At 68.0% G+C, this 10804-nt stretch carries 13 protein-coding genes; 11 read left to right on the forward strand and 2 right to left on the reverse strand.

Translation table 11 applies throughout. From position 1 onward, the window contains the following. From Q8M88_RS04355 to recO, 10 genes are all read left to right on the forward strand, one after another. Positions 1-284: DNA-directed RNA polymerase subunit omega (locus Q8M88_RS04355; RefSeq protein WP_305595024.1), on the forward strand; the 284-nt coding region annotated here is incomplete at its 5' end. Positions 285-379: 95 nt separating this feature from the next. Continuing rightward, entirely contained in the window at positions 380-2563 is a 2184-nt protein-coding gene (locus Q8M88_RS04360) for a bifunctional (p)ppGpp synthetase/guanosine-3',5'-bis(diphosphate) 3'-pyrophosphohydrolase (protein WP_305595036.1), read from the forward strand. 127 nt (positions 2564-2690) lie between these two features. After that, complete coding sequence (pyrE, locus tag Q8M88_RS04365; RefSeq protein WP_305595025.1) at positions 2691-3275, forward strand: orotate phosphoribosyltransferase; 585 nt, start codon at positions 2691-2693, stop codon at positions 3273-3275. After that, positions 3272-4030 (forward strand): pyridoxine 5'-phosphate synthase, encoded by a 759-nt coding sequence (locus tag Q8M88_RS04370; RefSeq protein ID WP_305595026.1) that lies wholly within the window; start codon positions 3272-3274, stop codon positions 4028-4030. The genes pyrE and Q8M88_RS04370 overlap by 4 nt, the downstream gene beginning before the upstream one ends. Further along, complete coding sequence (gene acpS / locus Q8M88_RS04375) at positions 4027-4455, forward strand: holo-ACP synthase (RefSeq protein ID WP_305595027.1); 429 nt, start codon at positions 4027-4029, stop codon at positions 4453-4455. Before Q8M88_RS04370 ends, acpS begins: the two co-directional genes overlap by 4 nt. Before the next feature lie 47 nt (positions 4456-4502). Next, on the forward strand, positions 4503-5279 hold the full coding sequence (gene lepB / locus Q8M88_RS04380) for a signal peptidase I (RefSeq protein WP_305595028.1): 777 nt from the start codon (positions 4503-4505) through the stop codon (positions 5277-5279). A 96-nt stretch (positions 5280-5375) separates the two neighbouring features. Further along, positions 5376-6146 carry a signal peptidase I gene (gene lepB, locus Q8M88_RS04385; RefSeq protein ID WP_305595029.1) on the forward strand — a complete coding sequence of 257 codons (771 nt, stop codon included), beginning with the start codon at positions 5376-5378 and terminating at the stop codon, positions 6144-6146. Beyond that, complete coding sequence (gene rnc, locus Q8M88_RS04390; RefSeq protein ID WP_305595030.1) at positions 6143-6841, forward strand: ribonuclease III; 699 nt, start codon at positions 6143-6145, stop codon at positions 6839-6841. Before lepB (Q8M88_RS04385) ends, rnc begins: the two co-directional genes overlap by 4 nt. Continuing rightward, entirely contained in the window at positions 6838-7770 is a 933-nt protein-coding gene (gene era, locus Q8M88_RS04395) for a GTPase Era (protein WP_305595031.1), read from the forward strand. The genes rnc and era overlap by 4 nt, the downstream gene beginning before the upstream one ends. Positions 7771-7846: 76 nt before the next feature. Further along, positions 7847-8578, forward strand: a complete 732-nt coding sequence (gene recO / locus Q8M88_RS04400) for a DNA repair protein RecO (RefSeq protein ID WP_305595032.1) — start codon at positions 7847-7849, stop codon at positions 8576-8578. Here recO and Q8M88_RS04405 read toward each other — a convergent pair. Both Q8M88_RS04405 and Q8M88_RS04410 read right to left on the reverse strand, forming a co-directional pair. After that, a complete protein-coding gene (locus tag Q8M88_RS04405) occupies positions 8575-8718 on the reverse strand; it encodes a hypothetical protein (RefSeq protein WP_305595033.1) in 144 nt (47 codons plus the stop codon). The two genes, recO and Q8M88_RS04405, sit on opposite strands and share 4 nt — an antisense overlap. After that, positions 8693-8950, reverse strand: coding sequence for a hypothetical protein (locus Q8M88_RS04410; RefSeq protein ID WP_305595034.1), 258 nt, complete (start codon positions 8948-8950; stop codon positions 8693-8695). Before Q8M88_RS04410 ends, Q8M88_RS04405 begins: the two co-directional genes overlap by 26 nt. 168 nt (positions 8951-9118) lie before the next feature. On the opposite strand from Q8M88_RS04410, the gene parC reads away from it, so the two are divergent. Further along, positions 9119-10804, forward strand: a 1686-nt coding sequence (gene parC, locus Q8M88_RS04415) for a DNA topoisomerase IV subunit A (RefSeq protein ID WP_305595035.1), incomplete at its 3' end; no start/stop codon positions are given.

Genomic DNA, 10804 nt, shown 5'->3' on the forward strand with positions numbered 1-10804 from the left:
GTGCGCGCGCCATCTCCGCCGGGGCGCAGTTGCTGGTCGACCGTGACAACGACAAGAACCCCGTTGTGTCGCTGCGCGAGATCGCCGACGACGTGGTCGACGCCGAGGAACTGCGCGAGAGCCTGATCGGGACCCTGCAGCGCGTCGACGAGCGCTCGGAAGCCGAGGAAGAAGCCGAAACCCTGGCCCTGCTGGCCGATCCCACGCACATGCAGATGAGCGAGCTGGAACTGGTCCGCGCGCTGCAGAGCGACCGCGACGGCGGTCAGGAGGAGCGGTACTGAGCCCCGAAGGCGCAGACCCTCTTTCCGTCGAGGCGGGCCCTCGCGTTCTAGCCCCGCCGCCTCCGCTTGCGCCTGCAAAGTCACGCAAGCCCAGGCTGCTTCGCCAATATGAGCTGATCGAGAAGGTCCGCTCCTACGACCCCACCGCCGACGAGGCGCTGCTGAACCGCGCCTACGTCTATGCGATGCGCATGCATGGCGCCCAAAAGCGGGCGTCCGGCGATCCCTACTTCGCCCACCCCATCGAGGTGGCGGGCATCCTCACCGACTACCGGCTCGACACCGCCTCCATCGTCACCGCCTTGCTGCACGACGTGATCGAGGACACGCCGGTCACCCGCGAGCAGATCGAGACTCTGTTCGGCGACGAGGTGGCGGAGCTGGTCGAGGGCGTCACCAAGCTCTCCAAGCTGCAGCTGACTGCGGAGCACACGCGTCAGGCCGAGAACCTGCGCAAGTTCATCCTGGCGATCTCGCGCGACGTGCGCGTGCTGATGGTCAAGCTCGCCGACCGGCTGCACAACATGCGCACGCTGCAGCACATCCCGAGCCCGGCGAAGCGCGAGCGCATCGCGCGCGAGACGCTCGACATCTACGCCCCGCTGGCCAGATCGATCGGCTGTCACCGCATCTGCACCGAGCTCGAGGAGCTCGCGTTTGAGCATCTGAACCCGGTGGCGCGCGACGCGATCAGCCGCCGGCTGGAGGCGCTGCGCCAGTCGCAGGGCGGCGCCGTGGCCGTGGTGTCGGGGGAAATCTCCACCCGCCTGGAGGCGGCCGGAATACCCGCGCGAGTGTTCGGCCGGGAGAAGGGCGCGTTCTCGATCTGGCGTAAGCTTCAGCGCAAGACGATTGGTTTCTCTCAGCTTTCCGACATCTATGCCTTTCGGGTGATCGTCGATGGCGAGGACGATTGCTACCGTGCGCTGGGCGTGATCCACCGCGCCTGGCCCAGCGTGCCCGAGAGGTTCAAGGACTACATCTCGACGCCGAAGCGTAACAACTATCGATCGTTGCACACCACTGTGGTCGGCCCGCGCGGCATGCGCATCGAGATGCAGATCCGCACCGAGGCGATGGACCGCGTCGCCGAGGACGGGGTCGCCGCCCACTGGCGCTACAAGGACAAGTCCTACGGTTTCGACGCCGAGGCGCAGGCGGCGGCCGGCGGACGCGACCCGCTGATCAACCTGCGTCATCTCGTGCAGGTACTGGAGCACGGCGGCGACGCCGAGGAGTTGGTCGAGCACGCCAAGCTCGAGATGTACCTGGACCAGGTTTTCGTGTTCACGCCGAAGGGCCGGCTCGTCAGCCTGCCGCGTGGTGCGATGTCGCTCGACTTCGCCTACGCCGTCCACACCGACGTCGGCGACACCTGCATCGGCGTGAAGATCAACGGCGAGCTGAAGCCATTGCGCACGGAGCTGCAGAACGGCGACGTGGTCGAGGTCGTGCGCGGCGGCAAGCCCGTGGTGCCGCCGGACTGGCGCTCGCTCACCGTCACCGGACGGGCGCGCTCGGCGATCCGCCGCCACATCCGCCAGACTGAGAAGGAAGAGTTCACCCGGCTCGGCCGCGCCACCGTGGACCAGACCTTCGAACGCGCAGGCAAGGCGCGCTCGCAGGTGTCGCTGCGCCCTGCGCTCGATCGGTTCGCTGCGCCCTCCGAAGACGAGCTGTTCGAGTCCATCGGCCGCGGACGCGTCACCCCGACCCAAGTGCTGGACGTCGTCTTCCCTGGGCTCAAGGCCGCCGAGCGTGAGGCCGCCGTCGCCCAGCGCCGCATCGAGGACGGCAAGAGCGCCCGGCTGTATGTGCGCGGCGGAGGCCTGACCCCGGGCGTATCGCTGCATTTCGGCGATTGCTGCAATCCCGTTCCTGGCGACCGCATCGTCGGTATCCTGGAGACCGACGGCCGCGGCCTGACGGTGCACACCATCGACTGCGAACGCCTGGCCACGTTCGAGGACAACGAGGAGGTCTGGCGAGACTTGCAGTGGACGCCGGAGGCCGAGCGCAACACCATCGCCCGCGCACGGCTGATCGCCACGGTGCGCAATGCGCCGGGCGTGCTGGGCCAGGCCTGTACGGTGATCGGCGACGCCGGCGGCAACATCGTCAACCTGCGCATGCGCTATCGCCAGCAGGACTTCTTCGACGTGGATTTCGACATCGACGTCAAGGACGCCCGCCACCTGACCCATATCGCCGCGGCGTTGCGCGCCAACCCCAGCGTCGAGACTGTCGACCGGGCAAAGGGCGAGGACGCAGCAGCCTAGTCGCGCGCCTTGCGCTTCCTCGGAGGTCAACGCCTCGACCTGCATGCGCTCGGCGCCGCCGCAAGTGCGCGCGCGGATGACAGGCGCCGGTGCTTTCGGCTATTCCCCGACAACCTGGAGGGCGGCGATGAACACCGAAGACGTGCTGAACGAATTCCGCGGCGCAGGCGCGCTGCGCGAGGGCCATTTCATCCTAGCGTCCGGGCGGCACAGCCCAATGTTCCTGCAGAAGAACCTGGTCTTCCAGCACGCCGATCGCACCGAGCGGCTGTGCCGCGCACTGGCTCAGAAGATCGAGCTGGAGTTCGGAAAGCCGGACCTGATCGTCGCGCCGGCGGTGGGTGCGATCATCCCGGGCTACGAAACGGCCCGCTGGCTCGGCGTGCCCTCGATGTACGTCGAGCGGGAGGATGGCCAGTTCAAACTTCGCCGCGCCTTCAAAATCGCGCCCGGCGCCAAGGTCGTCGTGGTCGAGGACGTGATCACCACCGGCGGATCGTTCCGCGAAGCCGTGGAGCCGATCCAGGCCGCCGGCGGCGTGGTGCTGTGCTGCGCCTGCATCGTCGATCGATCGGGCGGCCGGGCTGACGTCGGTTGGCCACTGGTGGCGCTGGCCACGGTCGACGTGCCGTCCTATCCCGCCGACGCCCTGCCGCCGGAACTCGCCGCCCTGCCGGCCGAAGAGCCGGGTTCGAAGAGGCTGCGGGCGTGAACCGGCTGCGGCTCGGGGTCAACATCGACCACGTGGCCACGGTGCGCAACGCACGCGGCGAGGGCTATCCTGACCCGGTGCGCGCGGCCGAGGTGGCGGTCGCTGCAGGGGCGGACGGCATCACCGCGCACCTGCGCGAGGACCGCCGCCACATCTCCGACGCCGACATCGACGCGCTCGCCGTGATCACGCGACGCCGGGGCCGGCCGCTGAACCTGGAGATGGCGGTGACCATGGAGATGGAGGGCGTCGCGCTCGCCCACCTCCCGCACGCCGCCTGCCTGGTGCCGGAACGGCGCGAGGAGGTCACCACCGAAGGCGGTCTGGATGTCGTCGGCGGTCACAACACCATCGCCCCGGTGGTCAGGCGACTGTCAGAGGCCGGCATCCGCGTCTCCTGCTTCATCGACGCCGATCCCGAGCAGGTGGCTGCGGCGAAGTCGGTGGGCGCCCAGGTCGTCGAACTGCACACCGGCGCCTATTGCCAGGCGGTGCGCGAGCATTCTCCAGACGCCCCGCAGATCCTCGAACGCCTGCGCGCGGCGGCGACCCAGGCCGCTTCTTTGGGCCTGGAGGTCCATGCCGGCCACGGGATCGATTTCGAGACCGTGAAGCCGATCGCCGCGATCCCCGAGGTGGCTGAACTCAACATCGGCCACTTCCTGATCGGCGAGGCGATCTTCACGGGACTTGGTCCGGCCATCCAGCGGATGCGCGCGCTGATGGACGAGGCGCGGGCAGGGCGTGCGGCATGATCCTCGGCATCGGCTCGGACCTGTCGGACATCCGCCGGATCGAAGCCAGCCTCGCGCGCTTCGGCGAGCGTTTCACCTACCGGGTGTTCACCGAAATCGAGCGCACGCGCTCCGAACGCAAGCCCGGCAAGGCGGCCAGCTACGCCAAGCGCTTTGCGGCCAAGGAGGCTTGCGCCAAGGCGCTGGGCACTGGCATCCGGCGCGGCGTGTTCTGGCGTGACATGGGCGTGGTCAACGCCCGCTCCGGCCAGCCGACCATGGCGCTGACCGGCGGGGCGGCGGCGAGGCTGGCGGCGATCACCCCGGCCGGGCATCGTGCGGTCATCCACCTGACGCTGACCGACGACCACCCCTACGCCCAGGCCTTCGTGGTCATCGAGGCGGTGCCGGATGACGGCGAGTTAACGAGCGTTCAGCATGTTTAGGCGATAGCTGAGGTTCGAGCGGCTCCCCGCCACCCTTCGAGGACAAGATGAGCGAAAGCGCCACCACTGCCGAGCCAGAGAAGGCCGGCGCGTTTCGCGAGGTCTTCGAGGCGGCGAAGACCGTCGTCTACGCCCTGCTGATCGCCGTGGTGCTGAAGACCGTGGTCTTCCAACCCTTCACGATCCCGTCGGCGTCGATGGAGCCCAACCTGTATCAAGGCGACTATCTGGTGGTCAGCAAGTTCAGCTACGGCTGGTCCCACCACTCCATCCCGTTCAGCCCGCCGATCTTCAAAGGGCGGATCCTCGACCGGACGCCGGAGCGCGGCGACATCGTGGTGTTCAAGCTGCCGCGTGATGGTCATACCGACTACATCAAGCGGATCATCGGCCTGCCCGGCGACCGGGTGCAGATGAAGGCCGACCGGTTGTACGTCAACGACATGCCGGCGCCGCGCCGCGAGGAGACCGCCATCCAGGGCGTCGGCGACAACGCCTCAGGCCTTGACGTGGAGCACTTCCGAGAGACCCTGCCGGGCGGCCGCAGCTACCTGACCAACGATTTCGGGCCCGGCGGCGAGTTGGATGACACCGAGGTGTTCGTCGTTCCGGCCGGCCACTACTTCGTCATGGGCGACAACCGCGACAATTCCCAGGACAGCCGCCTGCCTGCGGCGATCGGGGTCGGCTTCGTTCCGGCCGAGAACCTGGTCGGCAAGGCGCAGATCGTCTTGGGCTCGTGGGGACCCGGCATGTCCCTGTTCAAGCCATGGACCTGGGTCACCGAGGCGCGCTGGGGCCGCTTCGTGCACGGGCTCTACTGAGGGCGGTTCCGGGGGGCGGCCGTCTTGCTCCGCGCGGTGCGAGCGTCTAGCTACAGCGCGTCCGCGGGCGCGGACTGACGCTTTTCGGGACGCTGAATGACCAAGACCGCGCAAAGTCCCGCAAAGGCGGGCGCGCTCCATGAGTTCGTCGAGGTCGTCAAGACCGTGGTCTACGCGCTGGCCATCGCGCTGGTGCTGCGCGTCCTGCTGTTCCAGCCCTTCACCATTCCGTCCGCCTCCATGCAGCCCAACCTGCTGGAAGGCGACTACATCATCGTCTCGAAGTACGCCTACGGCTGGTCGCACCACTCCATACCGTTCAGCCCGCCGATCTTCAGCGGCCGGGTGTTTGGCCATGCGCCCAAGCGTGGCGACGTCATCGTCTTCAAGCTGCCGCGGGACGGGCGCACCGACTACGTTAAGCGGCTGATCGGCCTCCCCGGCGACCGCATCGACGTGCGCGGCGGCGAGGTGTTCCTGAACGGCAAGCCGATCCCGCGCGAGGTGATGCCCTCGGTCGAGGTGGATTCCGGCTATGGCTTCGTGCGCAACGTGCAACGCTTCCGCGAGACCCTGCCCGAAGGCGTCCGCTACGTGACCTACGACTATGGCGCGGACGGCGAGATGGACAATGTCGGCGGCTTCATCGTGCCCGAGGGGCACTATTTCTTCATGGGCGACAACCGCGACAACTCGCTCGACAGCCGCGCGCCCAGCGCCATCGGTGTCGGCTACGTCCCGGCGGAGAACCTCGTGGGGCGGGCCGAGATCATCCTGCTGTCGTGGAAACAGAGCGCCTCGATCTTCAAGCCGTGGACCTGGGTGATGGACGCGCGGCCGGGCCGATTCTTCAGACTGCTCAAATGAACGCGCGCGCCGCCGCGGTGGCGGAGCTGGAGCGCCGCATCGGCGTCCCGTTCCGCGACCGCGAACTGCTGGAGCGCGCCCTGACCCACGCCAGCGTCGGCGACGGCGCGCGCGCGGTGGGTCACTACGAGCGGCTTGAGTTCCTGGGCGACCGTGTGCTCAACCTGCTGGCCGCCGAACGGCTGATGGCGCTCGACGACAAGGCGCGCGAGGGCCAGATGTCGCGGCTGCTGGCGGCGCTGGTCAATTTCCACGCCTGCGCGCGGGTCGCGCGGCGGATTGGCTTGCCGGACGCCTTGAGGCTGTCGGCGAGCGCCACCAAGATCGGCGCCCGGGCGCTGGATTCTGTGCTGGGCGACGCCTGCGAGGCCTTGATCGGGGCCATCTATATCGACGCGGGCCTGGAGGCGGCCCGAGCCTTCTTCCTTACCTTCTGGGAGGAGGAGTTCGCCGATCTCGACGCCCCGACCATCAAGGACCCGAAGACCCAGCTTCAGGAATGGGCGCAAGCCCGCGGCCTGCCGCTGCCGGCTTACGACCTTGTCGGGCGATCAGGACCAGACCATGCGCCGCAATTTGTCGTACAGGTGACGATCGAAGGCTTCGAGGCCGAGCAGGCCGAGGGGCGATCAAAGCAGGAGGCGGAGAAGGCGGCCGCCATGACGATGTTGTTGAAACGCGAAGGCTCCCAATGACCAAAGCGGGCTTCGCAGCCGTGATCGGCGCCCCCAACGCCGGCAAGTCGACACTGACCAACCGCCTTGTCGGCGCCAAGGTCTCGATCGTCACCCAGAAGGTGCAGACGACGCGCTTTCCGGTGCGCGGCGTGGCGATCGAGGGCGACGTGCAGATCGTGCTGGTCGACACCCCGGGCATCTTCGCGCCCCGGCGCAGGCTGGACCGCGCCATGGTGCGCTCCGCCTGGGGCGGTGCTGCCGACGCCGACGCCGTGGTGCATATGGTCGACGCCCAAGCCGAACTGGCTGCGGCTGAGCCCGGCGCGAAGTCAGCCGACCGCCGCTCGGCCACCGACGTTGCGACCATCGTCGAGGGGCTGAAGGCGGCGGGCTCGCAGGTCATTCTGGCGCTCAACAAGATCGACGGGATGAAGCGCGAGCGGCTGCTGGCGCTCGCCAAGGCCCTGTTCGACTCCGGCGCCTATTCCGAGGTGTTCATGATCTCGGCGGCCGACGGCGCCGGCGTGGACGACCTGAAACATCGCCTGGCGGAATTGATGCCCGAGGGGCCATGGCTCTATCCCGCCGACCAGACCGCGGATCTTCCGGCCCGCCTGCTGGCCGCCGAGATTACGCGCGAGAAGATCTACCTGCGGGTCCACGAGGAACTGCCCTACGCCGCGGCGGTCGAGACCACAGCGTTCGAGGAGCGCGCAGACGGCTCGTTGCGCATAGAGCAGATGGTCTATGTGGAACGCGAGGGCCAGCGCGCCATCGTGCTGGGCCACAAGGGCCAGACCCTGAAGTGGATCGGCCAGAAGTCGCGCGAGGAGCTCGCCGAGTTGCTGGATCGCCCGGTGCACCTGTTCCTGCATGTGAAGGTCGACGACCGTTGGGCCGACAAGCGCGAGTTCTACGGCGACGTCGGCCTGGATTTCGACGTCTGAGGGGCGCGATGACGCAAACCCCCAGACCTAGCGCCGCGCACCCTTCCCCCTGGAGGGAGAAGGGGGAAGGCTAGCGATGGAGTTCGAGGACGACGCCTTTGTATTGGCGGCGCGGGCACATGGCGAAACGGGCGCGATCGCCGATCTGCTGACCGCCAGCCACGGTCGTTACGCTGCGCACATCGCCGGCGGCGCCTCGCGCAAGATGCGCCCCGTCCTGCAGGCCGGCGCCAGGGTCAATCTGCGCTACCGCGCACGGGTCTCTGACCAGTTGGGATCGGCGACCTTGGAGGCGATAGGCGAGGGGCCGGCCGCCCTGTTCGACGACCCGCTGGCCCTGGCCGGTCTGGCCGCGGCTGCGGCCGTGGCCAACGGCGCCTTGCCGGAGCGCGAACCACATCCGGGCGCATTCCTGGCGTTCGAGGCCCTGTGCGCGGCGCTGGCCGGGACGGAGCTGTGGCCGGCGGTGTTCGTGCGCTTCGAAGCTGGCTTGCTGCAGGATCTTGGGTTTGGCCTGGACCTGTCGAAATGCGCGGCGACGGGGACTGTAGACGACCTGATCTACGTCAGCCCGCGTACGGGTCGCGCGGTAAGCCGCGAAGCGGGCGCCCCGTACGCCGAGCGCCTGCTGACCCTTCCGCAGTTCATGCTGTCAGCTCAGTCGCGGCTGGAGGTCGGCGACGTCGGCGCTGGCCTGGAGCTGACGGGCCATTTTCTGGAGAGCTTTGTCTTCGCGCCGCTCAACCGCCCCCTGCCGCCGGCGCGGATGTGGCTGGTCAACCGCCTGACCGACGCCGGCCGGCTCTAGTTCGGCGGACCGAATTCGGGCGCGGGGTGCAGTTCGACGTCCAGGTTGTCGAAGTCCAGGCCTGCGATGCTCTCGCCCGAGGTGGCTCCCTCCAGGGCGATGAGGTAGCCCGCGTCATCGGTCCACAGCACGAAAGTCATTCCGCGCTCGAGCCCCTGGACCCCGTCCGGCGATCGTACAGACCGCGCAGCTTGGCGGGAGTTGAAAGGCTGGATTACCCGCGACGGTGAAGGTGGTGCGAAAGCCGTGCTCGCCCATCTCACGGGCCTGGAACACCGAGGTGGTGAACTGGCCGCAGATCGCCACCCCATCCGGCACGTTGCCGACCGTCCAGATGAACACGGCCTGCTCTACCGGGTTGAAGAGATGCATCGCGTGTTCCGCCGGGGCTCAAGAGATCGGCTGGCATAGCGCGGTGGAGCCCTTCGCGCCTCAGTTTGTGTGGAACCACGGCTGCGACCACGCATCGTGATCTCGCAACAAGACGCATCGCCTGCTCATCGTTACAGATGGAGCTGATCGCCTCCCGAGATTCGCCCCATGACCAAGCACATTCCACCCCCGCCCGAAGACGGCGGTGACCGGATCATTGATGAGCCGCTGAGCGAAGCGCTGTCGCGGCGCTATCTGGCCTACGCGCTGTCGACCATCACCGGCCGCGCGCTGCCCGACGTGCGCGACGGCTTCAAGCCGGTGCAGCGGCGCGTCATGTACGCGATGAACGAGATGCGGTTGAACCCTCAGTCCACCGCGCGCAAGTGCGCCAAGGTGGTCGGCGAGGTGATGGGCCAGTACCATCCGCACGGCGACCAATCGATCTACGACACCCTGGTGCGCATGGCCCAGGACTTCGCCCAGCGTTATCCGCTGGTCGACGGCCAGGGCAATTTCGGCAACATCGACGGCGATAACGCCGCGGCCATGCGCTACACCGAGTGCAAGCTCACCGAAGCCGCGATCCTGATGCTGGACGGCATCGACGAGGACGCGGTCGATTTCCGTCCGACCTACGACGGTCAGGACAGCGAGCCGGTCGTTCTGCCCGCGGGCTTCCCCAATCTGCTGGCCAATGGCGCCACCGGCATCGCGGTCGGCATGGCCACCTCGATCCCGCCGCACAACGCCGCCGAGCTGATCGACGCCTGCCACGTGCTGCTGGCCAATCCCGATGCGACCACCGCCGAGCTGATGGTTCATGTCCGCGGTCCTGACTTCCCGACAGGCGGGGTCATCGTCGAGAGCGCCGCCTCGATGCTGGAGACCTACGAAACGGGCCGCGGCGGCGTGCGGGTGCGCGCCCGCTGGACCCGCGAGGACACCGGTCGCGGGACCTATCAGATTGTCGTCACCGAGGTGCCGTATCAGGTGCGCAAGGCAGACCTGGTCGAGCAACTCGCCGGCCTGATCGAGAACAAGCGGGCGCCACTTATGGGCGACGTGCGCGACGAGTCGGCCGAGGACGTGCGGCTGGTGATCGAGCCCAAGAACCGCAACGTCGAGCCGGAAGTGCTGATGGAGAGCCTGTTTCGGCTATCCGACCTGGAGACCCGCTTCCCGGTCAACATGAACGTCCTGGACGCCCGCGGCACGCCGGGCGTGATGAACCTGCGCCAGGCGCTGAAGGCCTTCCTCGCCCATCGGCGCGAGGTGCTGGTGCGCCGCGCCCGCCATCGCCTCGGCAAGATCGAGGCGCGGCTGCACATCCTCGACGGCCTGCTGATCGCCTACCTCAACCTCGACGAGGTGATCCGCATCGTCCGCTACGAGGAGGATCCGAAGGCCAAGCTGATCGCGGCCTTCGACCTTACCGAGATCCAGGCCGACGCCATCCTCAACACCCGTCTGCGCCAGCTCGCGCGGCTGGAGGAGATGGAGATCCGCCGTGAGCACGCTGAGCTGGCGGAAGAACGCGACGGCCTGCTGACCTTGCTGGCCTCCGACGTCGCCCAGTGGAAGCTGGTGGGCGTCGGCCTCAACGCGGTGCGCGCGGTGCTGGGCCCGGACACCGCGATCGGCAAGCGCCGTTCGACCTTCGATATCGCGCCCGTGGTGGACGCGGAGGCGGCCATTGAGGCGATGATCGTGCGCGAGCCGATCACCGTGATCCTCTCCGACCGCGGCTGGATCCGCGCCTCCCGCGGGCGCGTAGAGGACCCTTCGGAACTCAAGTTCAAGGAAGGCGACAAGCTGGGCTTTATGGTGCCCGCCGAGACCACCGACAAGCTG

The sequence above is a fragment of the Phenylobacterium sp. genome, from assembly GCF_030693805.1.
GTDB lineage: Bacteria > Pseudomonadota > Alphaproteobacteria > Caulobacterales > Caulobacteraceae > Phenylobacterium.